We start from the raw sequence: 25,419 nt of genomic DNA on the forward strand, positions 1-25,419 counted from the left end.
TGTACATTAGCGATAATAGATAGCTTGTGTTAACGCTAAAATTTGCACCATCAAGGGAGAATTCTGTTAATGACTACGAAAATCGCATGGATTACTGATACGGCTGCACAGCTAGACGAATCTTTTATACGAAAACATGACGTCCATATTTTACCGTTGAGTGTCGTATTTGATGATGGAGTCTTTAAAGAAACAGTCGATATGACACAAGAAGAGTTTTATAACAAACTACGCGTAGCAAAAACTCACCCCAAAACCTCCCAACCTGCTATTGGCGAAATGGTCAACCTTTATGAAGAACTACAGGAACAAGGATATGATTGTGCAATTTCCGTGCATGTGTCTAGCGGCTTATCCGGTACGTTTGACAGCTCGCAGACGGCCGCACAAATGGTAGACTTCAAGGTTTATCCTATTGATTCTAAAATCGGCTCCTATCCGATGATCAAAATGATTGAAATTGGCAATGAACTACTTAACAAGGGGCGTGACGTTGAGGAGGTTGTTGCAGCCATCAACAAAACAACAAAAACCTCCAAGTTAGCCTTCATACCTGCAAATCTGAATCAGCTCCATAAAAGCGGCCGTGTCTCTGGAACACAAGCATTTTTAAGTAATTTGCTAAATATTAAAGTCATCATCTCGTTTGATGATGGAAAACCCGTGATGACAGAAAAAGTTCGTGCCAATAAACGAGCTAAAAAAAATGTGACAGATTTGCTACGCAGCGACATGAATAAAGGCACCGTTCCAGAAATCGCAGTGATCCATTGTAACAATTTAAGAGATGCTGAAAGCTGGAAAGAAGAGCTATTGCAGGAATTTCCCAACTTAAAAGCACAAGTTCTCCCCCTCAGCGTCTGCGTAGGCGTACATGCAGGAGAAGGAACTACTGGTTTAAGCTGGGTTAGGTATTGAATGTAGGAACTAGATTGTGTTTACACTAAAAAATAAGCTGACTGCCTTGTAGTAAGTGGTAATCAGCTTATTTTTGATTGAATTTGTTCAATATCTGGACATTGAATTGCAACTTTCCCATACCTAATCCGTCCAATGCTTATGGTATGATAGTGAGATGCGAGGTGGTACCTATGACAATACGCTATCCGAACGGTAAAAAATATGTACCCGTTCAGAAGATTAGCTTGCAAAAAAAAGTCAATCTTTCTTTCAGTAACCGAGGCAAGTCGTTGGAAGATGAATTGAATGAAACGAATGAGTTCTATTTAAGTCGCGGAATTGCTGTCATCCATAAGAAACCCGTTCCAATCCAAGTCGTAAACGTGAATTATCCGGCGAGAAGCGCCGCAGTCATTACAGAAGCCTATTTTCGGACGCCGTCTACAACTGACTTTAACGGGGTATGGCAAGGGAAATATATTGATTTCGAAGCAAAAGAAACAAAGAGTGCGACCTCTTTTCCGTTACAAAATATTCATGAGCATCAGGTGCATCATATGCAATCTGTGTCAAAGCAAGGTGGAATCGTTTTTTTCATCATCAAATTCACTTCGCTTGACCGCTATTTTATAGTCCCATATGATAGTTTCGAGAAATATTGGGAGAGAATGAAAACAGGCGGAAGAAAATCGATCACACTTATAGAGTTTGAGGCCATATCCTTGGAGATTCTACCACGGTTCAATCCAAGGCTCGATTATTTAAAAGCGGTGTCCATCATTACAACGACATCAAACAATGCAACTGAAAGGCAGGAAGATGTATGAGCGATAATATAAATTCAAGAGCTGGACGCCGAAAAACAATAGAGGCCGAACGCAACAAGAAAAAGAGTAAAAAGACGAATAAGGGAAAAGGCATCATTAAGAAGATCGTTCTGGCAATTGTTGCCATCGGAGTAGCCATACTAATTGGCGGCGCGGGCTTGTTTGCTTTTTATGCAAGTTCTGCACCTGATCTCGATGAAAACCTATTGAAAGACCCCTTATCATCTGATTTTCTTGATATCAACGGTGATGTCTTCATGAAATCGGGCGCTGAAAAAAGGGAATTCGTTCCCTACTCCGAAATTCCGGACCCGCTGCAAGATGCAATACTAGCAACTGAGGACGTCCGTTTCTATTCCCACCACGGGATGGATTTTTGGAGGCTTGGCGGTGCAGTCATCGCGAACTTTAGAAGTGGTTTCGGTTCTCAAGGAGCGAGTACACTTACCCAACAGGTCATTAAGAACTCATTCTTGTCTGAAGAGAAAACGTTAAAAAGGAAGGCGCAAGAAGCATGGCTTGCTTTCCAGCTTGAACGAAAATATGAAAAAGAAGAAATTTTTGAAATGTACTTCAATAAGATCCTTATGTCCGGAAATAACTATGGATTTGGAACAGCTTCCAAATACTTTTATGGTAAAAATCTGAATGAACTTGAATTACACGAAGTCGCTATGTTAGCAGGACTTCCGCAAAGTCCAAACGGTTACAATCCTTATAAAAATCCGGCACGTGCTAAAAAACGACGTAATATCGTTCTTGGGCTCATGTACCAGCATAAAAAAATCACTAAAGTCGAAATGGAAGCAGCAAAAGCCATGCCAGTCACAGGAACATTACTCGCTGACGATAAAAGACAGGTTAGCAACACAAAATACCCGGCTTACGTCGATCTAGTGCTCTCCGAATTGGAAGATGCCGGTATGTCACACCTGCTGTCTGAAGGCGTAAAAATTCAAACGAATTTGGATCCCACAGCTCAACAATCTGTAGAGGATGCACTAAACACCAACGATTTATATGAATCCGAAAAAATGCAAGCCGGAATGACAGTCCTTGATACTAAAACCGGTGCAATCGTTGCAGTCGGTGGAGGGCGTAATTACTCTGGAACTGACTGGAATTTTGCGACAGACGAAAAACGTCAACCCGGTTCTGTGATTAAACCGGTACTCTCCTACGGCCCTGCCATCGAGAACTTTAGTTGGTCAACCGGAAATACGGTTGTAGATGAGCCGTACAACTATAAAGGAACAAACAAAGCCATTCGAAACGTTGATGGCAAATACCAAGGGACAATGACAATTCGAGAAGCATTATATAAATCTCGAAACATTCCTGCAGTAAAAGTTTTTGAAGAAGTCGGAACTGTGAAAGCAGGTTCTTTTGCGAAAGGACTCGGACTTCCGTATGATAAATTGAATTCCTCCAATGCACTTGGCGGCGGAGAATATGATTTTTCTACACTTCAGATGGCGGGAGCCTACTCAGCATTTGGTAACGGCGGGATTTACACAAAACCCCATGCTATTAAGGAAATAATTTTTAGAGATGGAAAACCACGTAACATGACACCGGATCCTGAAACGGTCATGAAAGATTCTACAGCCTATATGGTTACGGACATTTTACGTGATGTATTAACAGCAGGAACAGGAACAAAAGCAGCTATTTCAGGTCTGGATATTGCCGGTAAAACTGGGACAACAAACTATCCTTCTGAAATAATAACCAAGAACGGTTTGAATAATTCAGACGTTCCCGATTCATGGTTTACAGGCTATACGACAGATTATACAATTGCCGTATGGGGTGGTTATAAGAATTATGCAACACCAATCACCACATTCGACAAAGGCAGATACGTCCCACAAAATCTATTTCGCATGGTGATGAGTGATATTTCCGCTGGAAAAAATACTTCACAGTTCCAAAAACCTAGCTCTGTAGAGGAAGCAACGATTGAATACGGTTCAAATCCACTTGTCTTAGCAAGTCGGACGACACCTAGTAATCGAAAGCGAACAGAACTATTCGTCAGAGGAACTACACCCGTAGAAGTTGCTGAAGAAGAAATTATCATACTTGAATCACCAATTGATTTAGCCGCCCAATATAATGCAGAAACGGGTTCTATTGATTTAAACTGGTCCCATAATGCTCCAGTCTCCGAAGCTATCGTGGGCAATGTTGAGTTCACCGTATTAGTGGGCGCTGATGGCGGTGATATGCAAGAAATGACAACAACATCTGACATGTCAGTTACTTTTTCGGGAGCTGAAACAGGTCGGACATATACGTTCTCCGTCATTGCCAAACTTGACGACCTGGTAAGCAGTCCAGCGACTACGACCGTTCAGATTGATGAAGTTATTGAAGAAGTCCCAGTTCCTGAAGAAGAAACTGATTCTGAAAACCCAGATGGCGAAGACTGGAACAATGGCAATAACGGTAATAATGGTAACGACTGGAATAACGGTGATAATGGGAATAATGGTAATGGCGGTAACGATGGTACTACGAATCCCGATGATGGTACCGGCACCACGGTTCCGCCAGAACCAGGTACCGGTACTGGAACAGATGGGACCACTACTGATGACGATACCGGTGCCCCGTAACTATTTTATTCATAAAGTTAATCTTCAATCAGAGGGGGGCTTCATCCTCCACTGATTGTTTAAAGAACTTAGGCTAAGAGCGCCACGACCTGTGGCAAAGCCTAAGTAACCAACGTCCTGTTTGGCCCTAACCATTTGGGCTTTTACGGGTCAGTTGATCCCCCCACTTATTCTTCTTGTGTGCTTGTAGACTTGAAGTGGGAGTCTTACTGCCCGTTAATGCGGAATAAACTAAAAAGCAGAAACCCAAATGCCTAATTGCATCTGGATTTCTGCTTTTTTATTTCTTTTGTATCGACAACCTGGCAACTTTCTTTTTTGTTTCTGTAAAGAGTGCATCTAGTTGGATATGAGCGTAATGGCTCGATATCTTATCTTTCACAAAATCAAAACGTTCTTCGCCATTCAATGGAAGCAATATATAAACAACCTTTCCTTTACGGTCATCTAACTCTTTCCCACCGTGCTCAAGTAATTCACTATAGTTGTCTATCGCTACATTCATCAACTTAACTGCTTGTTCATCTTTATTGTCATAAAAAGTTTCAATCTGGTCGCGTACTGTTTCCCATTTGTTAAAATAAGGTGCCAGTAGCTCCTTATTGATACGGTTCACTTCACTTAGCATTTGCTTTCATCCTTTTCTTCCCTTCCCTGCATAATGGCAGGAGTGGACAGATAGTACATCCAGGGTTTTGCGCTTTACAATGGTATCTCCCGAAAAAAATGATTTGATGATGCGTATCTGTCCATTTTTCTATTGGTGTCCAGCGCATGATTTTTTCTTCAACAGCTAACACTGAGTCTTTCCACCTATTCATACCAAGTCGCTTCGCAACACGTTCTAGATGTGTATCGATAGCAATGGCGGGTATACCAAATGCATTCGATACGACAACGTTAGCCGTTTTACGGCCGACGCCTGGCAACGTCATCATAACATCTCGGTTAGCAGGTACTTCCCCGTCAAAATTGTCAATAAGCATTTGACTTAGGGCTTGAATATTTTTCGCCTTATTGCGGAATAACCCAATCGATCTGATATCCGTCTGTAGTTCCGCGACATCAACCGCTAGATAATCTTCAGGTGTTTTATATTTTTTAAACAGCTCCGCCGTCACCCGATTAACGAGAACATCCGTACATTGGGCAGATAATAGCGTTGCTATTGTCAATTCAAAAGGATTGTCGTGCACTAGTTCACAATGTGCATCCGGGAACATTTCGCCGAATTGTTCAAGGCAAAATTCCCATTGTTTTTTTGTCAGCATGTACTCCCACCTAATCCCGTTCTTCCAGCCAGTTATAGAAAGGTACACGTTTTACCGACACAGTTTTTTCTGGTTGCTGTGACGGACGTGTTCCTACGGTCCGGAATGACTTTGTTTGACGTTCAACATCAGACAATGTCTTAACATTTTTCTTTTTCCACTCAAAAAGAATCCGATCGATATACCGAAGACTTAACTTTTGTGCGATGACCGCTTCTTTTAATGCTGCGCGAATAATTTCGACTGTATGTCCATCGTCATCAAGCCACATCGTAATTGATTCGCATTCCATTGGTGACAGAAAACGTCCAAATTCTTGTTCGAACAGCGAAAAAATTTCTCCTTCCGCGTTCTTATTCGTCTCTTCCTCAACTTCATTCGCTGCGAACGCAATATGGTCGACTAATCGATCCCACAATGATTGCAATGAAAAAGTTTCATGTAAAACTCCTTTTTGATCTTCACTTTGACCAATCCGAAGTAAACCGTGCTGCATTAAACGTTGCAAAACCATGGACACTTCATTTTCTGTTAAATCCATACGACTTGCAAACTCGCTTGGGGTTGGAAAATGATTGCCCTCGGATTTGTATGCTGTCATATGTAGAATCAGCATTGCATCCAGATCTTTGATCCCAAGACTTTTATAATTGTGAAAAAAAAGCTGGGAAATGTTAACATTCCCCTGCTCAATCCAAATTCGGAGCCGTTCTTCGTGTTGCATGTCCGAACTCCTCTCTTCTATTTAGGTATTAAGGGTACAATCTATTCAAAAGACGCGGGAACGGAATCGTTTCACGCACATGTTCTACCCCTGAAATCCAAGCAACGGTACGTTCAAGTCCAAGTCCAAATCCTGAATGCGGTACTGCCCCGTATTTACTAAGATCCAGATACCATTCATAAGCAGACTCATCAAGATTATGCTCTTTGATTCGTTGTTTCATCAGCTCATAGTCATGAACTCGCTCAGATCCACCGATGATTTCTCCGTAGCCTTCAGGTGCTATCAAATCTGCACAAAGAACAACATCGTCACGTTCAGGATGCGGTTGCATGTAGAACGGTTTGATGCCGATTGGATAATGTGTGATGAATACTGGCATATCATAACTTTCAGCAATTGCAGTTTCGTGTGGTGCTCCGAAATCTTCTCCCCATTTAATGTCATCAAAGCCGTTGTCATTCAGGAATTTAATAGCATCGTCGTATGAAATACGTGGGAATGGCGCTTGAATTTTTTCAAGCTTAGACAAATCGCGATCAAGTCTTTCGAGTTCAATTGGACAATTTTGCAGTACTGATTGAATAACATGCGTCACAAACTGTTCCTGAATGACCAAACTTTCTTCAAACTCGACGAAAGCCATTTCCGGTTCAATCATCCAAAACTCAATCAAGTGACGGCGTGTTTTTGATTTTTCCGCACGGAACGTCGGCCCGAATGAAAACACTTTTCCAAGTGCCATAGCCGCAGCTTCCATATAAAGCTGACCGGATTGCGAGAGAAATGCGTCCTCATCAAAATATTTCGTTTTGAACAGTTCAGATGTCCCTTCTGGTGAAGAACCTGTTAAAATGGGAGGATCTACTTTTACAAAGCCGTTCATATGGAAAAATTCATACGTTGCGCGAATTACTTCGTCGCGGATTTTCATAACAGCATGCTGTTTACGAGACCGGAGCCACAGATGACGGTGGTCCATCAAAAACTCTGTTCCGTGTTCTTTTGGTGTGATTGGATAATCGACTGCTTCATGAATGACCTCAATGTCTTTCACTTGCAGTTCATAACCGAATGTCGAACGCTCATCTACAGTTACTTCTGCAGTAATATAAAGCGAGCTTTCTTGTGTCATTGATTTTGCTTTTGCGAATATATCTTCGCCAACCACTTCTTTAACTACGACGCCCTGGACGAATCCTGAACCATCACGCAGTTGTAGGAAAGCAATTTTTCCGCTTGAGCGTTTATTGGCAAGCCATCCACCGATACGAACTGTTTCACCTGCGTGGTTTGGCATTTCATGTATCATGATTGTTTTCATAATAACCTCCGAAAGTTAAACTTCTCTATTTTTTGAAAGACATGAAAGTATAAGTTTTACGATATGGACAATTTCTAGCTTCAGCCGCCCTCCGCTTTTCTTATTCTTTCCAACTTGCTTCTACAAATGCATGAATACGTCGAATTGCTTCTACAAGTAATTCGATTGATGTTGCATAAGACAACCGAATCGTATCTGGAGAACCAAAACCAGATCCAGGGATAACAGCGACATTTGCTGTCGTTAATAATGCTGCAGCGAAGTCATCCACATTTGCAAACCCTGTGTTTTTAGCTGCTTCTGATACATCTGGAAGAAGATAGAAAGCGCCTTGTGGCTTAATTACGTTAAATCCAGGTATAGCCGATAGTTGCGGATAGACCTGTTCCAAACGAGACTCGAAAGCTTTACGCATCGTTTCAACCGCATCTTGTGGCCCGTTATAAGCTTCAATTGTCGCATACTGGGAAGTTGTCGTTGGATTTGATGTCGAGTGACTTGCAAGATCTGTCATCGCGTTAACAACGTCCGCATCACCCGCAACATAACCAATACGCCAGCCAGTCATTGAATGTGATTTGGATACGCCATTAATAAGTAATGTCCGCTTTTTTGCATCAGCTGAAAGTTGCGCAATGGAAACATGTTTTTCTCCGCCATAAACAAGTTTTTCGTAAATCTCATCCGAAATAATCCAGATGTCCTTTTCTTTACAAACGTCCGCAATTTGCTTCAATTCATCTTTTGAGTAAATCATGCCTGTCGGGTTCCCGGGCGAGTTGATGATGACTGCTTTTGTTTTAGGTGTAACCGCGTCACGGATTTGCTGGGCAGTCACTTTAAATTGTGCTGCCGCGGTCCCTTCGATATGTACGGGAACTCCGCCTGCTAACTTCACTTGTTCTGGATAGCTGACCCAGTAAGGCGATGGAATGATAACTTCATCATCCGGATTAAGCATAACTTGGAACAAAGTATATAGTACATGCTTTGCACCAATCCCAATCATGATTTCTTTTCTAGAATAGTCTAATCCCTGGTCTTTTTGTAGCTTTTGAATGATGGCATCTTTTAGAGCTGGCAGACCACCTGCAGGCGTATATTTCGTCTTGCCTTCTTTCATTGATGTATACGCTGCTTCAATAATGTTAGCAGGCGTATTATAATCAGGCTCTCCCGCGCCAAGACCAATTACATCTATACCTGATTCTTTCATTTCTTTCGCTTTTGCCGTTATGGCAAGCGTCGTTGACGGTGAAAGAGTATTCACCCTGGATGCTAATGATTTCGTCAATTGTATCGCTCCCTTAGAGATTCAATATTCGTTTCCACCATTGACCGTTCTCGAAAAACACATAAACGTAATTTAGTTTTCCGTTATCACTTTTAAATGCGACTTCCCAAACCGGTCCCTCTTCTTCTAGCCCAAGCTTGACATGAAGAATTTTTTCTACATCCAGTTCCTTTTTGACGTTTGCAACGGCCTTTTCTGCCGAAATCCCATCCGTCAACTTCACTTCTTTAAAGCCATCTTTTGAGTTTTCATCAACGAAGACCGCTTTTTCATTTCCTTTTCCGTCCACACCGAATACCGTTACAGTCGGAACTGTACCATTGAAGACATCAGCAGAACTTACCGATGCAAGCTGTCCCGACTGAATCGCGGATTCGATTGCTACCTTTTTAGCAGCCGAAAAAGGTTTATTGGCATTAACTAAAACTGCGACGGTGATGACTGAAGTTAACATTAAAAGGAAGACGACGATGAATTTAATCCAATTCAGCATAAAGCTTCACGTCCTGTACGTCGTAAAAATGTTTTTTCCGAATCATTATGATTCGCGTCCTTTAAGATACCTATTCATTATAGCAATTTTCGAGTTCATTAACCATAAGTTCGAGTGACACTTTTTTCACGGGCACATTCGGAAATGCCTCCAAGAAGCGCTGGCCATACGACTTTGTTTCAATCCGCCTATCCAAAATAATGAAAAAACCCTTATCTGAAGATGAACGAATGAGTCTGCCGAAACCTTGACGTAATCGCATAACCGCTTCTGGTAAGGCATGCTCGGTGAATGGATTGAGCCCCGAAGCCGTCAACTTAGCCGCTTTCGCCTTGTAAACCGGCTCTTCTGGGGATGAAAACGGCAACCTAACGACGATAACTGCAGCCAACGCATCTCCTGGCACGTCAACACCTTCCCAGAAACTGTTCGTTCCAAATAAAACGGAATTCGTAAATTGCCTGAAAGACTTCAATAATCGAATCCGACTTCCCGAGCTAATTCCTTGAGCAAACAACGTATAATCCTCTAATTGCTGACTTTCTGATATTAGCTCATAGGTTTTTCTAAGCATATCTTGCGAAGTGAACAAGACAAAGAGCCTTCCGCCCGTGGCCATGACTGTCTGAACGACTGCGTCTGTGACGGCTTCGATATAATCAGATTGACTGACTTGCTGAATGTCAGGCATATCGTTAACAATAAATACTTCCGCACCTTCATAGAAATGGGCAGGCGCATCAAATGTTAAGAGCGGAATTGAATCAGCGATACCAAGCTGTCTTGCAATGAAACGCTCATTCTCCGGAATCGCAAGTGTTCCAGACGTCCATACAATGCCCGTTTGTTCGTCCTTCAGCCTATCAATGAACGCACGAATCAGCCCAGATCCATCCAGTGAACGTTTAATAACAGTTAGGCTACCCGGAATACTACGCATATCTTTTTCCATCCAAACTGTGAAGTCCTCCGAATTATCATCTACAAAGACTTCAATCCATTCTCCCGCTTTGATGGTCATTTCACGGACCCAAAAATCCCATTCCGAAAGAATTGCCAGTTCATTCCCGGTCATATTGTCAACGTGAATGGCTAAACCACTTGTGAACGATTCAGCTTGACGAATGTAGTCTGACATCGCTTCAGCAACTTGTGAAAAATCGGTTCTTCCATAGTTCAGTTCAGCTAACGAATAAATGATTCTGTTTCCCTGTTGCTTCTTGCGCTTTGCAGGGTTAAATGTAGTCAAAGTAGCTACCGCATAATCGAACAATGTCAAAAACTTCACGAATGCAGAATCTAGCTGAGCTCTACTACGAGATCGATCTGTTCCGAATTGGATATTAAGCTGATCAACCTGATACAACAGTTGTCCGGTCGCATCAGATGCAATTTGTCCCATGACATACTTCCAATTGGTGTAGGAAAATACAGTTTCATTCATAAATGTTGCCGCTTGAACAAATTGATGGGCCTCATCGACAACAAGTCCAGCGAGTGAGCTGAAAATCTTTTGCTCTCTATTCTTATCAGAAAGAAGCATGGAATGGTTTGTAATGATTAAATTTGAATGTCCGCATCTTTCAAGCAATCGATAATGATAATCAGCAACTTGCTCATCATGTGTTAGCACATTGGACCGCTTTCGAATTCGGTCGACAAATAGCTGGCCTCCACCCGACACATTTAGTTCCTCCAAATCACCTGACACGGTTTCTGTTAGCCAGACTAGGGTTTGCATAATGGCAAACGTTTCATCGTACGACTCATCAGCAATGCGTAGCAGTTCCTCGAATTTACCAAGTGAAATGTATTGTTCTCTACCTTTCAATACGGTCGCCGTCACATTATATCCAAGTATTATTCTTGCTTTACCGAGTTCTTCGTCCATGATTTTATCAGCAAGATGATTGGTGTATGTACTGATAACCACAGGCTTTCCAATCGAAATTGAATGGATAGCTGCTGGCAAGAGATAAGCCATGGTTTTTCCGATTCCAGTCGGCACTTCTGCAATAATTTCTGATTGTCCAGACAATGCATGCCACACTGTATCCATAAATCCGAATTGCGATTCCCTTTGTTCGAAATCAGGATAGGCTTTTTTCAATTGAGCTGTTTTCTCCTGATTGTCAATCGGATACACTGGATCACCAAAGTGATTATCCTTCGCAATCGACATATTTCGATAGGGGATTCCGCGGAAAAATGAATAATCCGAGCTTATTTTTTTCGTCCGCGCCAATTTTAGTGCTTCGTAGAAAAGTGTCGAAAGATCTGATTTCAACCGAAACGATCTACGGTGCAGAAGATTCAGCGTATCCTCTGGTAATGTATGCAATTTAGTCATGCAAATAAGAAACAGCTTTGCAGTCGCCTCTGCATCATCATCAGCGCGATGAGCAGATCCCAGCGGTATCCCAAGCTCTTCAGTAATGTCTTGTAACCTGTAACTAGGAGCGGATGGGATTAAGACTTTAGACAGTTCAACCGTGTCGATTTTCTTCCCTGTCCACTTACCAACACCGCATCTTGCAAACTCGCTTTGGAGGAAAGACAAATCGAAATCAGTATTATGTGCTATAAATATCGTCCCTTCCAAAAGGAGAGCAACTTCTGCTGCGATTTCATCAAAAAACGGTGCGTCTTTCACGTCTTCGTCGGAAATAGACGTCAATTGACGTATGAAAGCCGGAATTTTTTGTCCTGGATTAACAAAGCGGACATACTTCTCCCCAATTATCCCATCTTTAATAAACACAATCGCGATTTGAATCATCCGATCCCCTTTAGTCGGTGAATGGCCGGTTGTTTCAAGATCGACGACTGCATACGTTTTGTTGTGCATTCGATCATCAACTTCCTGTTTAACATACTACTGCAAATTGTATCACATTCCGGCTTTCGAGTCGGTACAAAGCCCATACAGATTGATAAAAATATGAAAAGTGCAAGACGCCGTTTAGCCCCGACAAGCGCTGGAAGTCTTGAAGATAAAGGCGTACTCTGCCTTTTCAGCAAGACTGAAGCGACAGAGGAAGGCAGCTTAGGATCGCGACATCCTGTCGCAACAGCTGCATGACCCACGTCGTGTGGGCCCAGGGGCTGGCGTCTGGAGTCTAGACATCTAGACATGTAGTAAAACTTATATCTTCTTACTCATTATATAAAAAGCTCATTCGGAATCATGCGTACCGATTCAAAATGAGCCCCTTAAATTAGATAGTCATGCCTTGCTTTTCACGAATAATTTCTTTCACACCGTTATTTTCATCCATGATAAGAACGGTTGGTTCATGCTTACGCGCTTCTTCATCCGTCATATAGACGTAAGAGAGGATGATAACGATATCGCCACGCTGAACAAGTCGTGCCGCCGCTCCGTTGACACAGATAACACCGCTTCCGCGTTCCCCTGCAATGATATACGTTTCAAAACGTGAACCGTTGTTGTTGTTAACTACATGCACTTTCTCATTCGGCAACATGCCTGCTGCGTCGAGGAGATCAGTGTCAATCGTAATACTCCCGACATAGTTTAAATCAGCCTCTGTTACAGTTGCTCTGTGTAATTTACTGTTCATCATCATTCTGAACATGTTAACCATCCTTTTGTTGACATAATTGTATTATCTATTAACCTTGTTTTCCCGAATTTCACAGCACATGCAAGGATCGCCTCGTCTGACGAACCATCCCATTCTGTAAGTGCTGGATAGGACAGTAGTGAAACATAATCCATTATGCCCGAACTATTTTCTGTAATGAAAGCCGCAATCTCCTGTTCAATTTCGTCTACAGAGACACCTTTATTGAACAACAAAGCACCCTTTTTTAGTGCTTGCTGGATAACTGGCGCCTCCGCACGCTCCATCTCGGTTAGATTAACATTTCTAGAACTTTTCGCAAGGCCATCTTGATCGCGAACAATCGGAACCCGTTCAATTGACGTTCTCAAGTTATAATCACGAACAAACGTCTCAATAATTGCCAGTTGCTGCGCGTCTTTCATACCAAAATATGAACGGTCTGGGTCAACAATATTAAATAGTTTTAAGACAACTTTCAAAACACCATCAAAATGACCGGGACGAGATGCTCCGCAAAGCACTTTTGACTGTGGCCCAGGCAAGATGCGAACGCCACCGTCTAGCGGGTACATTTCTTCCGGCGTCGGCATGAACAAAATGTCGACCCCAGCCTCTTTTGCTAGACTTGCATCACGTTTTGCATCACGCGGATATGCTTCAAAATCTTCCCCAGGACCAAACTGTGCTGGATTGACAAAAATACTCATAACAACGATATCATTATGCTCTCTTGCCTGCTTTACAAGCGTCATATGGCCTTCATGTAAAAAACCCATCGTTGGCACGAAACCTACTTTACGGCCTTCGCGCTTGTTGCGGTCAAGCATTCCTTGTAGGGCCTCAATCGAGTGAACAACCGTCATTTCAATTGTCATTCTTATCCCCTCCGTATAACGCTACCAATTCTTCTTCTTTCATTGTAAAACGATGGCGTTCTGCTGGGAATGAACCATCTTTCACTGACGCCACATACTTTTTCAAACCATCATGGATAACTGTTCCGACATCAGCAAAAGCCTCAACAAATTTCGGAACGTGATGACTGCCATACTTCACAGTGTCATGATAAACCAGTACTTGACCGTCTGTTCCAGCTCCTGCACCAATGCCAATGACTGGTATCGAAACTGCGGCAGAAACTTGTTCTCCGAGCTGATAAGGAATACATTCCAATACGACCATAAATGCTCCTGCCGCCTCACATGCACGCGCATCATTAATCAGTTGCTGGGCCGCTTCCGCCGTCTTCCCTTGTACTTTATAACCGCCTGCAACGGATGCCGACTGAGGCAATAGACCAAGATGTGCCACGATTGGAATTCCTGTTCCGGTTAGGAGACGAATCGTATCAACCACATTCCCAGCGCCCTCAAGTTTTAGTGCGTTAGCACCTGTTTGTTGAAAAATACGGACCGCATCGGTTAGCGTTCTGTCTGCGCTGCCATGATAAGAACCGAATGGCATGTCAACAACAACAAACGTCTCCTTTGCCCCTCTTCTAGTTGCGCTACCATGATGGATCATGTCATCCGTTGTAACCGCGATTGTCGAATCGTAGCCGAGAACGACCATGCCGAGTGAGTCACCCACGAGGATAATATCGACTCCCGCCTCTTCCGCTAGTTTTGCAGACGGGAAATCGTACGCCGTTAGCATGACAATCTTTTCGTTCGCCTTTTTCATTTTGATAAAATCAACTGTGCTTTTCATCTAATTATTCCCCTCTCTTTGAGAAGAAACCGGATATAAAAACCCTTCTGCGCCAAAAAATGGACAAAAGGGTTGTATCATCTTGTGATGGTTTCCTCCGTCCCTGTCTTTTCGTAAAGATCAAGGCAGATCATATTGAATTTTAAGTTTCCAAAAGTTTCTAACAGGTGCAGTTCACACTAGATACCGCCCTTCGAAACTACTATAACAAATTGAAAGTTACATGTATAGGGATCAATTTGAAAGTTCGATGTCTGCCGAATAAATCCCCCGGATGGTCCCATCATCAAGCTTAAGTTCAAGTACACCCTCTTCAGAGATACCGAGCGCTGTCCCCACAATCGTTTCATTGAGCATAACCGCACGAATCCGCTTCCCAGTCGTATTGGAATAACTTTCCCATAGCATTTTGATTGGCCCAAAGCCATGTTTTACATAGAGATAAGTATATATTTCGAGAAATCCAAGCGTTTTTGCAATCAATTGCGCACGATCAACGGGCTCCCCCGTTAACATTTTAAGTGATGTAGCTATGCCATGCAGTTCCTCCGGAAAATCCGATTCGTCCTGGTTAACGTTCATGCCAATTCCTAGAATGACCGCCTTTACTTGATCAGGGTCTGCTTGAAGCTCAGTTAAAATCCCTGTCACTTTTTTGCCTTTAACTAGGATATCATTTGGCCATTTAATATCTGGATCGATTCCTGTCATCTCCTGAATGGCGCGTGTTACGGCGACCGCTGCAACTAACGTCATCTGTGGGGCTTGTTGCGGTGTTAGTGTCGGCCTTGTGATAACGCTCATCCAAATCCCTTTACCCGCCGTAGAGCTCCATGGACGCGCCATACGGCCTCTTCCAGCAGTTTGTTCTTCCGCAATAACAACAGTTCCATCTGCCGCGCCGTTCTGTTCTTCATCATGTGCGATGAACTGCGTCGATTTACACGTCTCAAAATAATGAATGTGTCGCCCATAGTTTTTGGTCGTTAAATATTTTTGTACATTCGCTTCGTTAACCCGGTCCGGTGATTCGATTAAATAATACCCTTTTTTCCGAATCGTCCCAATCACGTAGCCATTCTTTTCGAGCTCTTTTACATATTTCCAAATGGCAGTCCTTGATAACCCAAATTTATCAGCAATTTCTTGTCCGGAGACTGGTTCACCATCTGCTTCGAACAGTCTTTTCAACAATTCATTTTTCACGATTGAATTCATATAGAAACCATTCCTTTATGTCGTTTGGATCATTTTTACATGTCCCGTGCAATACGGCTTTTTCAATTTCCCCTATCCATTCACCGATCCATCTTCCGCCCTTTTGACCCGTCCACTCCATCATTTTTTTACCATCCGCTGAAAGATCTGCTACGGACTGAATCGGTAGTGACTGTTTCATCTGTTTAATTTCCGTGAACGAAATCGCTTCGCCATTACTGTGAATTGTTTGGAACAACTTTTCTGTTGTAATCAAAGTAGCCAAATCGTAGTGGTAATAGTCATCAAGCGTAAATTGACGATTTATTCGATTCGCGTATGCTTCTTTTACGGATGATAGAAATGTTCTTTCGACGTTTGACAATTTATACGCCCTTGCAACATCCGACGGTGAAAAGTTGCCTGCAATCATAAAACAAGCCCAACCTTCAACTGCCGATTCGAATGGCACAGTCCGATTGAGTTTTTCGTTATCTATTGGGAAAAGAGGCAGATGTAAATTTAATCCTGTATTTTGGATGCCGTGAAAAGCTTTCGCAGGATTATCTCCTGCAAACAATTTATCCATTTCAGCTTTTAGTCGTTCTACGGATATGAAACGAATTTGCTCAGCATTATCACAAATCGCCTTAAATGTCTGTTCCTCTATATCAAAGCCTAGGACAGCCGTAAAACGGATAGCTCTGAACATTCTGAGCGCGTCTTCGTTAAACCGATCTGCTGCGTTCCCTACAGCTCTAATGATTCGATCAGCCATATCTGCCTTACCACCGAACAAATCGATTAGCTCACCATCTTTTGTCATCGCAAGCGCATTTATCGTGAAATCACGCCGCCGCAAATCTTCCTGTAGAGATTTGACGAAACGCACTTCATCCGGTCGGCGGTGATCTGTATACGTGCCCTCCGTCCGGTAAGTAGTCACTTCAATCGGTTCACCATTCATCAGCACAAGGACCGTGCCATGTGCTGTACCAATATCCACAGTTGTCGAAAATACTGCTTTTACTTCTTTAGGTTCCGCAGAAGTGGCAATGTCAATATCCGTCGCCGTTTTACCTAATAGGTAATCCCGTACCGCCCCTCCGACAAATACAGCTTCATATCCAGCATTTTCAAGTGTACGGATGACTTCGCGGCTTTGCACAGTTCCGAATGATGATGTCATTTATTGCCCGCCACTTCGTAATAAAGTTTTTCATACTGATTAACGATTGTTGATGAATGGAACTTGTCTGCCGCTGTTGCCAGGCCATTTTCTCTGAATGTAGCATGTAAGCCATCATCTTTCAGTAATAGCAACGCTTTTTCCGTTGCTGCATTTGTGTCACCAACTTGAACAAGAAAACCGTTGTAACCATCTTCAATTACTTCCGGAATTCCACCGACATCTGTCGCAACTGAAGGTAATCCGCAAGCGAGCGCTTCAAGCAGAACAAGGCCGAACGCCTCTTTTTCCGACAAATGAAACATGACATCGCTGATGGCTAGCAGTTCTGGTAAGTCATCCCGTTTCCCCGTAAAAATAACATGCTGTTCTAAGCCTAATTCAATAACAAGTTCTTCCATCTCCATTTTTTCAGGCCCATCCCCGACAAGAAGTAGTTTTGCATCGACTTCTTTCAATACGCACCTGAAACTTTCAATAATATCGGGAATTCGTTTTATTTTCCTAAAATTTGAAATATGAACAATCACTTTTTCATTCGGATCAATTCCAAAATCACTTTTCAGTGTTCCAGGATCGACCGGACGGTATTTTTTTTCATCGATGAAATTATAAAGAGTTACAATGTCTTTTTTCGGTTCAATCAATTCCAACGTCTCTAATCGAAGTGATTCGGACACAGCTGTCGTAATCGCAGATTTATCGATTCCATAACGCACTGTGTTGCGCAGTCCTGGATCATGCCCGAGAATCGTAACGTCCGTTCCATGCAATGTCGTGATAACGCCAATCGTGGAATTCGCCATATCTTTACCAAGTGCAGCAGACACCGCGTGCGGTACAGCATAATGGACATGAAGTAGGTCGAGTTTCTCTGTTTCGATTACTTCCGCAATCCGGTTGGCGAGCGCAATATCATAGGGTGGGTATTTAAACACCGAGTAACCATCGATTTTTACTTCATGGAATTGTATGTTTGGGTGTGCATCAAGAAACCTGAACGGCTTACTCGATGTGATGTAATGCATTTCATGGCCCTTATCTGCCATCATTTTTCCAAGCTCGGTTGCTACAACCCCCGACCCCCCTAGAGAGGGATAGCAGATTACACCGACTTTCAACTTTTCCAATAAGAATGCCCCTTTCGACTTACAGTATTATTTCTTCACTATTAGTCGATAATATTTTCAAGCCCGTAAACCAAATCTAGACGTTCCATAACATTGTGGATCGCCATAAGAATCCCTGGGGCAAATGATTTCCGATCGAAAGAATCATGGCGAATACTTAATAATTCACCTTCGCCGCCAAGCAGCACTTGCTGATGTGCAAGCAGACCTGGTAATCGGATGCTATGTATTTTCATACCTTCGAAATCTGCACCACGTGCTCCAACTTGATGTTCTTTTTCATCTGGATGCCCTTGAATATGTGAGTCCCTAACCTCGCTAATCATTTCAGCTGTTTTTACTGCTGTTCCTGATGGAGCATCGACTTTGTTGTCATGATGCATTTCAAGTATTTCTATATCACCTAAGTAACGCGCTGCAATGGCAGAAAATTTCATCATCAATACCGCTCCGATTGAGAAGTTTGGCGCAATGATTCCACCAATCTGATTTTTAGCTGCCAATTCCGTCAATAGGGCAATATTGTCCTTAGAAAGCCCCGATGTCCCTACGACAGGTCGGATTCCAAGTGTAATAGCATCATGTACATTTTTGAAAACGGCATCTGGATCGGTAACATCAAGAAGCACATCTGGCTTGTTGGCAGCTGCCAACTTTTCTAAGGATGTATAAATCGGGATCCCACTCGGATCGTCATTCACTTCAGTTCCATGTAAATACTGCCCTTCATACTTATAATCGAGAACAGCAACCAGTTCCATATTTGGAGCTTTCAAAATTGCAGTTAACGCCGCACTCCCCAATCGGCCGCGTGCTCCTGCAATTGCAACATTTATCGTCATATCGTTTCCTCCTTTTTTGTCCAGCGATCAGCATCCCGTTCCTTGAATTTACCAAGAACAGTTGATAGTGCTTTTTCCAAACTAATCCCCTGTGAATTGGCGAAACAAATAAGAACAAACAGCAAATCTCCCGTTTCTTCTTCTAGAGATTTTATCGCTTCACTCGATTTTTTCTTTTTCATGCCGTATACATGCTGTACTTCTCTTGACAATTCTCCAAGCTCTTCAGTCAACCTGGCGATTAGTTCCATTGGAGGGAAGTAACCTTCTTTAAAACTATTTATGTACAAATCTACTTCGTGTTGTAGCTTTTCCATCGTCTGCGATTGCTCCATATGTGTCAACTCCCTTTACCATCGTATAAATTAATAACACTATTGTCAAAATAAATATTATAGCTGATAATAGTTCTATTGCTTGAAAAAGAAAGGTGTGCGCTACATGCTCGACGGGATCAAATTCAAAAATATTTTTTTCATCATTCTTGGTTCTGCAATTTTCAGTTTCGGTCTCGTCCATTTTAATATACAAAACGAACTTGCCGAAGGTGGTTTTACAGGAATTACGTTGATTCTACTGTTCGCTTTCAAATGGGATCCAGCAATTATGAACCTTATTTTAAACATTCCAATGTTTATTATCGGTTGGAAGTTATTAGGTAAAAAAGTATTCGTCTATACAGTCATTGGAACAGTGGCAGTATCTGTCTTCCTAAAAATCTTTATGATTAATCAGATTGACATCCATCTGAAAGACGATATGTTCCTTGTTGCTTTGTTTGCGGGTGTGTTTATCGGCATCGGGCTCGGTATCATTTTTAGATACGGCGGAACAACTGGTGGTGTAGATATTATCGCACGTCTGGCCCATAAATACATCGGTTGGAGTATGGGAAAGACAATGTTTCTATTCGACGCGCTTGTCATTCTCGTTTCATGGGCTGTCTATCTTGACCACCGCTCGATGATGTACACGCTTGTTGCGCTATTTGTCGGTGCTCGTGTCATCGACTTCGTTCAAGAAGGTGCATACGCAGCCAGGGGTGCTTTCATTATCTCTGAAGCGCAAGACGCAATTGCTAAGAAAATTACACAAGAAATGGACCGCGGCGTCACTGTCTTCAGAGGATACGGTCATTTCACTAAATCTGATCGCGAAATTCTCTATTGTGTCGTCGGAAGAAATGAAATTGTCCGTTTGAAAAACATCATCACATCAGTCGATCCGCACGCCTTCGTTTCACTCACCGATGTCCACGACGTTATGGGTGAAGGCTTTACGCTAGATGAACAAAAACGGCCGCTTGAACGGTGATTGAAAATAAATCAACAATGCCGGCACTGTTGATTACTTACTCTCAAAATATAGAACCCTTTGAACCCCCTAGGCGCTAGGGGATGCCGCCAGTCTTACTGCTTCGGCTACCCCTTGTAAGGCGTCTTCGCTTAGTTCACTTATTCAACTTTATAGGCTTAAACTTTACACACCGATTATCATAATCCACTCCAAACACTCTCTAGACAAGCAAAATACACTGAGCCTGTTACTGACACCACAAACCGGGTAGCATGAGCCACAATAAAGCACTTTTCAGAGGCGTATAGGAACACAATAGTCCAACATGTACTTACTAACTAAAAAAACCGTCACTCAAATTCTGAGGACGGATTTTTTATATTCTGCTTAATCTCTGCCTCTAAAAATCAGGATAAGACGAACCAGCTCAAGTACTGCAACAGCAGTTGCTGCGACGTATGTCATCGCCGCTGCGCTCAATACTTTTTTCGCGCTTTTTTCTTCTTCATTGCGAATAATACCTAGTGTAACAATCTGATTCATCGCACGGGTAGATGCGTTAAATTCAACCGGCAATGTAACTACTTGAAACAGAACTCCGACTGCTAGCAGCGCGATACCGATTCCAAGCAAGGAATTCATGCTTGAGAAAATGATACCAATCATAATGAAAACCCAGGATGCATTGGAAGTAATACTCGCGACTGGTGCTAAACGGTGACGGAAACGCAGAAATGAATAGGCTTCCTTATCCTGTATAGCATGACCGACTTCGTGTGCTGCAATTGCTGTTCCTGCGACGGATGCCTCACGGAAATTATGTGTAGATAATGCAATAATTTTCGTTAGTGGATTATAGTGATCAGTCAGAAACCCTTGGCTTTCAACCACTTGCACATTTTGTAATCCATTTTGATCAAGGATAAGACGCGCGACCTCCGCGCCTGTCATTCCAGATGTAGAACGCACTTTAGAATACTTTTTGTATGTGCTTTTCACTTTGAATTGAGCGTAAAGTGGCAATAGTATAATTGCTCCTAAGTAAATCCAGAACATAGTCAACTTCCTCTCTTTTCTCTATATGACTTATTCTATAACGGTCTCACTTCATCCGCAACTATTTACTATTACCATATAACAGTTTGCGATCTCTTCTTCCCTACCCAATAAGCAAGTAAAATGCAGGCGATGGATAACCAAAATGTAAAGTAACCGATATGATCCATATGTTTCATCAAATCCTGATAAATTGGCATCTGTCCGTAAACGTAATCGATGACATCATTATGGAGTGTCCAAACTGCCGCAATTACAATATGGATGAGTGAAAACCTATACAACGGGCTGTACAATACTGCCTGAAGTGCCATCGCAAAATGTGAGCCGATAAGCATCCAGCCCATCCAGCCGATTGAACCTGTCTCGACAAGCGTTAGGAGATTCATAACGACAGCCCATAGACCGTATTTAACAAGCGTTATAAGCGCTAGCGCTTCGATTAACTTAAAGTTCCTACCGATTAGCCAGCCAATGATGGCAAGCGTGAAAAACAGGCTAGCCGTCGGACTGTCCGGCACAAAAATCCAATACTTTGGCTCCGTTATTTTAAGTTGCCACATATACCAATCATAGCCAAACACCGTGCCGCTTAAGTTAATAAATAACAGAATCCAAAGAAATGATTTATGTGATAGGACGAGCCAAATCTTCTGTATAAATAAACCCATGGGCACCTCTCCAAAGTAACGTAATATGTATACAAAAAAAGAGTCAGTTTCCTGACTCTTTTTTTGTTACTAGTTTTTCAAGCCTTCAATAAACTCGGCAAGTATTTGTAAATCTTCATCTGAACCTTCCCATGTTCCGGGAGGCATGTCACCTTGTCCATCGTGAGCAATTGTTACGATTTGTTCAGCTGTCAAACCAGTGTTAACTAATGGCTTACCTAGTCCACCCTGGAATGCATCGCCGTGACAACCAATACAGCTCGCCCCAGCGTAGATTTGATAACCTTCAGATTCAGTATCGAATTCAACTTCTTCAACAATCGCGCCTTGTATTTTCTGTTTAGCCCAGTCATGGTTCACATATGATTCCCATGTTAGGTAGAATAAAGCTGCGAATGAAAGTAGCATGAATGCAGTCGGAAGCGGACGTTTAATTGCGCGGCGCTCCTTCGTAGTATCCATAAATGGCACAAGCATGAGTGCACCGAATGCAAGACCCGGCATGATAATAGCACCAATAATATTAAACGGCCCTGAAGCGAACTGATACTTTAACAATTGATACATTGATAGGAAATACCAGTCTGGAACCGGCATATACATCGTATCCGTCGGGTCCGCCTGACGTTCAAGCGGGGACGGATGAGCAACTGTTAATATTAAATATCCAATAAGGAAAACGGCACCAATCAGCCATTCTTTCAAGAGGAAGTTAGGCCAGAAGGCTTCCGTTTTACCCGGATATTCTGAGTAATCTTTCGGGACGTTCGGCATCTTGTTATTAGCCTTAATGCGCGAATCTCCGACAAATTTCATCCCTTTTCCGCGTTGCATAATGTCCCCTCCTTTTTAAAATCGTTGGACGCTAGTAATTCTTATAGCGGTCCTGAAATACCTTGTCTTCTGATCATGATAAAGTGTGCTGCAAGCAACCCAAGCAAAGCAGCTGGTAAGAAGAATACATGAATCGCGAAGAATCGTGTTAATGTTTGTGCACCTAGAATCGTTGAGTCCCCCGCAAGGAGTACTTTAATTGATTCACCGATGAACGGGACTGAAGCTGCAATTTCAATTCCTACTTTCGTAGCAAACAATGCTTTCATATCCCATGGCAATAGATAACCTGTGAAACCAAGGCCGAGCATGACGCCGAAGATCATTACCCCGACAACCCAGTTAAGTTCACGTGGTTTCTTATAAGAGCCTGTAAAGAATACACGCAGCGTATGTAGGAACATCATAACGATAACAAGTGATGCTCCCCAGTGGTGCATCCCACGCACAATTTCACCGAATGCTACTTCATTTTGAAGGTAATAAACGGATTTCCATGCATTTTCAATGTCCGGTGTGTAATACATTGTAAGGAACATACCAGATAGAATCTGGATGACAGTGATAAAGAATGTCAGTCCTCCGAAACAATAAATGAATGCAGAAAAGTGATGTGCAGGGTTTACGTGCTCAGGTACTTCGTGGTCTGCGATATCGCGCCAAATCGGGGTGATATCCAACCGTTCGTCAACCCAATCATAAATTTTATTTAGCACTTCGGTCGTACCCCCTTACATTTTTAAACTAATGTGTTCGGTTTTGTTTTTCCAAGATACACGAATCCGCCTTCGACCTTAACGTCAAATTCGTCAAGTGGTCCGAGCGGTGGCGTTCCTTTTACGTTGTCACCATTTTTCATATAACGTCCTGCGTGGCATGGACAGAAAAATTGGTCTGGATGCGATTCATCGCCGCCCCAGTTCACCGTACAACCAAGGTGTTTACAAACAGGAGAAAGCGCGATGACCGTATCGCCTTCTCTATAAACCCAAGCAGTGTTTGACACGTCAGATTTATACCAGGCATCCTTACGATCTTTGATAGTGAAATCGACACGAACCGGCATTTCCGTTAGTTCGTCGAATTTTTGCGGAGTCGGGATGAAGTCTCCTTCATCTTTCTTCTGCAAGACAGGGTCGATTGCAAAACGGACCATCGGCATCAACATACCTGAAGCCATGAATCCACCAACACCCATAAGTGTATAACTCATGAATTGGCGTCTTGACACTTTCTTGCTCATTATTTTCCCTCCTCTTACTTAAAGGTCAGTCCAACGGACATTCTTTTGCTAATTGTAATACTAGGACATATCTATGATATATCAATACTAAAGGAAATTCAATCCTGCTTTCTGTATGGATGTAAGTTTGTGAACAAATATCGAATTTTACTGCCCCGACCATTTTTTCGTGAAGCGTGGTAAAACCTGTCGAAGCTGATCTTCAATGATTGTTTTTCTTAATTGTGGATCCATACTTTCAAGCGGAATTGATGGCAACCAGATTACTTCACCATCTACTTTGAGGCTTGTCCACGCAACATCAGTCGTCAAGAAAAATACGTGTTTAAATGGTGCAACCGCAAGGTCCCGAGACAGTGTTGCTGCCATTTCTGTCAGATTCATTGACTGCGTATAAGCAAATGGTGGCATTAGCATCATACGCCCTTTGAATTGCGTTTCGATGAATGTTGTTAGATGCATCAGAAACTCCGAAGATGACGCGCTGTTTTTCATTCCTTCCGTCACTGTATCCACTTTAAGCAGAGGCACAATAAGTGTATCTATATATTCTTTCTGTTGCAAATATGTATCCATATCTTGTGCAGTCCAGTTCATTACACAATTACCTCCTTGAAAAATCAGTAAAGAACTCCACCAGATTAGGCGGAGTCATTAGTTCTTCGATACCTTCATGTCATTTAACAGCGCAGATAGTGCAATGAACCGCTCCTTATCGTTTGTATCGAGGGCCTCATCAACCCTTTTCATAAGCATATCAACGGTCATTAAAGCAGCACTTTCTTCCAGCAATTGTTCTGCAATTTCCCGATCGCCTTCACTCACCTGTAAATAATCCGGAAGAAAAGGGTTTTCCTCCCGAACACTCGCATATTCCGGGCAAGTGTGGCTGTTCGAAAAATTAAGTTGTATATACATCTTATCATCTGGATGAAGTCTTAAATCATGAAACGATTTCTCGGCATCTGCGGTCATTAAGTTCCCTTTATAAAAGCGAAACGGAATGCTCTCCGAACCTGTTGTTGACATTACCATCGCCCTTGGACAGTAATGTGCTTCATCCGTAAAGTGAACGTTTTGAAGTAGTTGTTCATGGCTAAGAAGGTAATTTAAAATCCAAACACATTCACGGCGCTTCAATTTGTAGCGCTTTAAGAACCATCGCACAAAGTCCTTTTTAGCAGCGACAGGAATCATGGCCGTCATG

General features: G+C 42.5%; 27 protein-coding genes. 5 read left to right on the plus strand and 22 right to left on the minus strand.

The window, feature by feature from the left end; all coding sequences use genetic code 11:
- The first annotated feature begins 69 nt into the window (after positions 1-69).
- The 3 genes from I2483_RS01860 to I2483_RS01870 all read left to right on the plus strand — a co-directional run bounded on the left by I2483_RS01860 (position 70) and on the right by I2483_RS01870 (position 4,348).
- Entirely contained in the window at positions 70-918 is an 849-nt protein-coding gene (locus tag I2483_RS01860) for a DegV family protein (protein WP_207173440.1), read from the plus strand.
- Between the two features lie 173 nt (positions 919-1,091).
- Positions 1,092-1,727 carry a Holliday junction resolvase RecU gene (gene recU, locus I2483_RS01865; RefSeq protein ID WP_207173442.1) on the plus strand — a complete coding sequence of 212 codons (636 nt, stop codon included), beginning with the start codon at positions 1,092-1,094 and terminating at the stop codon, positions 1,725-1,727.
- Entirely contained in the window at positions 1,724-4,348 is a 2,625-nt protein-coding gene (locus tag I2483_RS01870) for a penicillin-binding protein 1A (RefSeq protein WP_207173444.1), read from the plus strand. The genes recU and I2483_RS01870 overlap by 4 nt, the downstream gene beginning before the upstream one ends.
- Positions 4,349-4,628: 280 nt before the next feature.
- On the opposite strand, the gene I2483_RS01875 is transcribed toward I2483_RS01870, so the two are convergent.
- The 7 genes from I2483_RS01875 to dinG form a co-directional block, all read right to left on the minus strand.
- A complete protein-coding gene (locus I2483_RS01875; RefSeq protein WP_207173446.1) occupies positions 4,629-4,976 on the minus strand; it encodes a YpoC family protein in 348 nt (115 codons plus the stop codon).
- Positions 4,966-5,619, minus strand: coding sequence for an endonuclease III (gene nth / locus I2483_RS01880; RefSeq protein WP_207173448.1), 654 nt, complete (start codon positions 5,617-5,619; stop codon positions 4,966-4,968). The genes I2483_RS01875 and nth overlap by 11 nt, the downstream gene beginning before the upstream one ends.
- Positions 5,620-5,629: 10 nt before the next feature.
- Positions 5,630-6,343 (minus strand): DnaD domain-containing protein, encoded by a 714-nt coding sequence (locus I2483_RS01885; protein WP_207173450.1) that lies wholly within the window; start codon positions 6,341-6,343, stop codon positions 5,630-5,632.
- A 28-nt stretch (positions 6,344-6,371) separates the two neighbouring features.
- Positions 6,372-7,667, minus strand: a complete 1,296-nt coding sequence (gene asnS, locus I2483_RS01890) for an asparagine--tRNA ligase (RefSeq protein WP_207173452.1) — start codon at positions 7,665-7,667, stop codon at positions 6,372-6,374.
- A gap of 100 nt (positions 7,668-7,767) precedes the next feature.
- The gene (locus tag I2483_RS01895) at positions 7,768-8,961 is read right to left on the minus strand and encodes a pyridoxal phosphate-dependent aminotransferase (RefSeq protein WP_255550107.1); all 1,194 of its coding nucleotides are present in this window, start codon (positions 8,959-8,961) and stop codon (positions 7,768-7,770) included.
- Between the two features lie 13 nt (positions 8,962-8,974).
- Positions 8,975-9,454, minus strand: coding sequence for a cell wall elongation regulator TseB-like domain-containing protein (locus I2483_RS01900; protein ID WP_207173454.1), 480 nt, complete (start codon positions 9,452-9,454; stop codon positions 8,975-8,977).
- Between the two features lie 70 nt (positions 9,455-9,524).
- Complete coding sequence (gene dinG / locus I2483_RS01905; protein ID WP_207173456.1) at positions 9,525-12,302, minus strand: ATP-dependent DNA helicase DinG; 2,778 nt, start codon at positions 12,300-12,302, stop codon at positions 9,525-9,527.
- A 93-nt stretch (positions 12,303-12,395) separates the two neighbouring features.
- Here dinG and I2483_RS01910 point away from each other — a divergent pair, with 93 nt between their 5' ends.
- Positions 12,396-12,536: a hypothetical protein gene (locus I2483_RS01910; RefSeq protein WP_207173458.1), complete on the plus strand. Its 141-nt coding sequence runs from the start codon at positions 12,396-12,398 to the stop codon at positions 12,534-12,536.
- Between the two features lie 136 nt (positions 12,537-12,672).
- Here I2483_RS01910 and panD read toward each other — a convergent pair whose 3' ends face one another.
- The 8 genes from panD to I2483_RS01950 form a co-directional block, all read right to left on the minus strand.
- Complete coding sequence (gene panD, locus I2483_RS01915) at positions 12,673-13,053, minus strand: aspartate 1-decarboxylase (protein WP_207173460.1); 381 nt, start codon at positions 13,051-13,053, stop codon at positions 12,673-12,675.
- Entirely contained in the window at positions 13,041-13,919 is an 879-nt protein-coding gene (panC, locus tag I2483_RS01920) for a pantoate--beta-alanine ligase (RefSeq protein ID WP_346267675.1), read from the minus strand. Before panC ends, panD begins: the two co-directional genes overlap by 13 nt.
- Positions 13,909-14,754 (minus strand): 3-methyl-2-oxobutanoate hydroxymethyltransferase, encoded by an 846-nt coding sequence (gene panB, locus I2483_RS01925; protein ID WP_207173462.1) that lies wholly within the window; start codon positions 14,752-14,754, stop codon positions 13,909-13,911. Before panB ends, panC begins: the two co-directional genes overlap by 11 nt.
- A gap of 234 nt (positions 14,755-14,988) precedes the next feature.
- Complete coding sequence (locus I2483_RS01930; protein ID WP_207173465.1) at positions 14,989-15,972, minus strand: biotin--[acetyl-CoA-carboxylase] ligase; 984 nt, start codon at positions 15,970-15,972, stop codon at positions 14,989-14,991.
- Positions 15,950-17,140, minus strand: a complete 1,191-nt coding sequence (locus I2483_RS01935) for a CCA tRNA nucleotidyltransferase (protein WP_207173467.1) — start codon at positions 17,138-17,140, stop codon at positions 15,950-15,952. The genes I2483_RS01930 and I2483_RS01935 overlap by 23 nt, the downstream gene beginning before the upstream one ends.
- A complete protein-coding gene (gene bshA / locus I2483_RS01940) occupies positions 17,137-18,270 on the minus strand; it encodes an N-acetyl-alpha-D-glucosaminyl L-malate synthase BshA (RefSeq protein WP_207173469.1) in 1,134 nt (377 codons plus the stop codon). The genes I2483_RS01935 and bshA overlap by 4 nt, the downstream gene beginning before the upstream one ends.
- A gap of 41 nt (positions 18,271-18,311) precedes the next feature.
- On the minus strand, positions 18,312-19,112 hold the full coding sequence (gene dapB, locus I2483_RS01945) for a 4-hydroxy-tetrahydrodipicolinate reductase (RefSeq protein WP_207173471.1): 801 nt from the start codon (positions 19,110-19,112) through the stop codon (positions 18,312-18,314).
- Positions 19,109-19,447, minus strand: a complete 339-nt coding sequence (locus tag I2483_RS01950; RefSeq protein WP_207173473.1) for a nucleotide pyrophosphohydrolase — start codon at positions 19,445-19,447, stop codon at positions 19,109-19,111. Before I2483_RS01950 ends, dapB begins: the two co-directional genes overlap by 4 nt.
- Positions 19,448-19,553: 106 nt before the next feature.
- Between I2483_RS01950 and I2483_RS01955 the strand changes: the two genes are divergently transcribed.
- Entirely contained in the window at positions 19,554-20,426 is an 873-nt protein-coding gene (locus I2483_RS01955) for a YitT family protein (RefSeq protein ID WP_207173475.1), read from the plus strand.
- A 369-nt stretch (positions 20,427-20,795) separates the two neighbouring features.
- Here I2483_RS01955 and I2483_RS01960 read toward each other — a convergent pair whose 3' ends face one another.
- The 7 genes from I2483_RS01960 to I2483_RS01990 form a co-directional block, all read right to left on the minus strand.
- On the minus strand, positions 20,796-21,464 hold the full coding sequence (locus I2483_RS01960) for a zinc metallopeptidase (protein ID WP_207173476.1): 669 nt from the start codon (positions 21,462-21,464) through the stop codon (positions 20,796-20,798).
- A 71-nt stretch (positions 21,465-21,535) separates the two neighbouring features.
- Positions 21,536-22,135, minus strand: coding sequence for a lipoprotein heptaprenylglyceryl N-acetyltransferase LhaT (gene lhaT, locus I2483_RS01965; protein WP_207173478.1), 600 nt, complete (start codon positions 22,133-22,135; stop codon positions 21,536-21,538).
- Between the two features lie 69 nt (positions 22,136-22,204).
- Entirely contained in the window at positions 22,205-22,969 is a 765-nt protein-coding gene (locus I2483_RS01970) for a menaquinol-cytochrome c reductase cytochrome b/c subunit (protein WP_207173480.1), read from the minus strand.
- 41 nt (positions 22,970-23,010) lie between these two features.
- On the minus strand, positions 23,011-23,685 hold the full coding sequence (gene qcrB, locus I2483_RS01975) for a menaquinol-cytochrome c reductase cytochrome b subunit (protein ID WP_186671094.1): 675 nt from the start codon (positions 23,683-23,685) through the stop codon (positions 23,011-23,013).
- A gap of 23 nt (positions 23,686-23,708) precedes the next feature.
- Positions 23,709-24,212 (minus strand): QcrA and Rieske domain-containing protein, encoded by a 504-nt coding sequence (locus tag I2483_RS01980; RefSeq protein ID WP_186671093.1) that lies wholly within the window; start codon positions 24,210-24,212, stop codon positions 23,709-23,711.
- Between the two features lie 147 nt (positions 24,213-24,359).
- The gene (locus I2483_RS01985; protein ID WP_207173482.1) at positions 24,360-24,809 is read right to left on the minus strand and encodes a YpiF family protein; all 450 of its coding nucleotides are present in this window, start codon (positions 24,807-24,809) and stop codon (positions 24,360-24,362) included.
- A 57-nt stretch (positions 24,810-24,866) separates the two neighbouring features.
- Positions 24,867-25,418, minus strand: coding sequence for a ReoY family proteolytic degradation factor (locus tag I2483_RS01990; protein ID WP_207173484.1), 552 nt, complete (start codon positions 25,416-25,418; stop codon positions 24,867-24,869).
- Position 25,419 lies beyond the last annotated feature (1 nt).

The organism is Sporosarcina sp. E16_3 (genome assembly GCF_017347125.1).
Classification (GTDB): Bacteria; Bacillota; Bacilli; order Bacillales_A; family Planococcaceae; genus Sporosarcina.

What these genes read in the sequence shown, in the direction of transcription:
- panB (WP_207173462.1), bottom strand. Translation starts at nt 14,754, where the DNA reads ATGAAAAGCACAGTTGATTTTATCAAAATGAAAAAGGCGAACGAAAAG.
- I2483_RS01885 (WP_207173450.1), bottom strand. Translation starts at nt 6,343, where the DNA reads ATGCAACACGAAGAACGGCTCCGAATTTGGATTGAGCAGGGGAATGTT.
- I2483_RS01990 (WP_207173484.1), bottom strand. Translation starts at nt 25,418, where the DNA reads ATGACGGCCATGATTCCTGTCGCTGCTAAAAAGGACTTTGTGCGATGG.
- I2483_RS01935 (WP_207173467.1), bottom strand. Translation starts at nt 17,140, where the DNA reads ATGACATCATCATTCGGAACTGTGCAAAGCCGCGAAGTCATCCGTACA.
- I2483_RS01870 (WP_207173444.1), top strand. Translation starts at nt 1,724, where the DNA reads ATGAGCGATAATATAAATTCAAGAGCTGGACGCCGAAAAACAATAGAG.
- I2483_RS01960 (WP_207173476.1), bottom strand. Translation starts at nt 21,464, where the DNA reads ATGTTCTGGATTTACTTAGGAGCAATTATACTATTGCCACTTTACGCT.
- I2483_RS01860 (WP_207173440.1), top strand. Translation starts at nt 70, where the DNA reads ATGACTACGAAAATCGCATGGATTACTGATACGGCTGCACAGCTAGAC.
- nth (WP_207173448.1), bottom strand. Translation starts at nt 5,619, where the DNA reads ATGCTGACAAAAAAACAATGGGAATTTTGCCTTGAACAATTCGGCGAA.
- I2483_RS01875 (WP_207173446.1), bottom strand. Translation starts at nt 4,976, where the DNA reads ATGCTAAGTGAAGTGAACCGTATCAATAAGGAGCTACTGGCACCTTAT.
- I2483_RS01985 (WP_207173482.1), bottom strand. Translation starts at nt 24,809, where the DNA reads ATGAACTGGACTGCACAAGATATGGATACATATTTGCAACAGAAAGAA.
- panD (WP_207173460.1), bottom strand. Translation starts at nt 13,053, where the DNA reads ATGTTCAGAATGATGATGAACAGTAAATTACACAGAGCAACTGTAACA.
- dinG (WP_207173456.1), bottom strand. Translation starts at nt 12,302, where the DNA reads ATGCACAACAAAACGTATGCAGTCGTCGATCTTGAAACAACCGGCCAT.
- lhaT (WP_207173478.1), bottom strand. Translation starts at nt 22,135, where the DNA reads ATGGGTTTATTTATACAGAAGATTTGGCTCGTCCTATCACATAAATCA.
- I2483_RS01930 (WP_207173465.1), bottom strand. Translation starts at nt 15,972, where the DNA reads ATGAATTCAATCGTGAAAAATGAATTGTTGAAAAGACTGTTCGAAGCA.
- dapB (WP_207173471.1), bottom strand. Translation starts at nt 19,112, where the DNA reads ATGACGATAAATGTTGCAATTGCAGGAGCACGCGGCCGATTGGGGAGT.
- I2483_RS01950 (WP_207173473.1), bottom strand. Translation starts at nt 19,447, where the DNA reads ATGGAGCAATCGCAGACGATGGAAAAGCTACAACACGAAGTAGATTTG.
- asnS (WP_207173452.1), bottom strand. Translation starts at nt 7,667, where the DNA reads ATGAAAACAATCATGATACATGAAATGCCAAACCACGCAGGTGAAACA.
- I2483_RS01955 (WP_207173475.1), top strand. Translation starts at nt 19,554, where the DNA reads ATGCTCGACGGGATCAAATTCAAAAATATTTTTTTCATCATTCTTGGT.
- I2483_RS01970 (WP_207173480.1), bottom strand. Translation starts at nt 22,969, where the DNA reads ATGCAACGCGGAAAAGGGATGAAATTTGTCGGAGATTCGCGCATTAAG.
- I2483_RS01910 (WP_207173458.1), top strand. Translation starts at nt 12,396, where the DNA reads ATGAAAAGTGCAAGACGCCGTTTAGCCCCGACAAGCGCTGGAAGTCTT.
- recU (WP_207173442.1), top strand. Translation starts at nt 1,092, where the DNA reads ATGACAATACGCTATCCGAACGGTAAAAAATATGTACCCGTTCAGAAG.
- panC (WP_346267675.1), bottom strand. Translation starts at nt 13,919, where the DNA reads ATGACAATTGAAATGACGGTTGTTCACTCGATTGAGGCCCTACAAGGA.
- I2483_RS01980 (WP_186671093.1), bottom strand. Translation starts at nt 24,212, where the DNA reads ATGAGCAAGAAAGTGTCAAGACGCCAATTCATGAGTTATACACTTATG.
- I2483_RS01900 (WP_207173454.1), bottom strand. Translation starts at nt 9,454, where the DNA reads ATGCTGAATTGGATTAAATTCATCGTCGTCTTCCTTTTAATGTTAACT.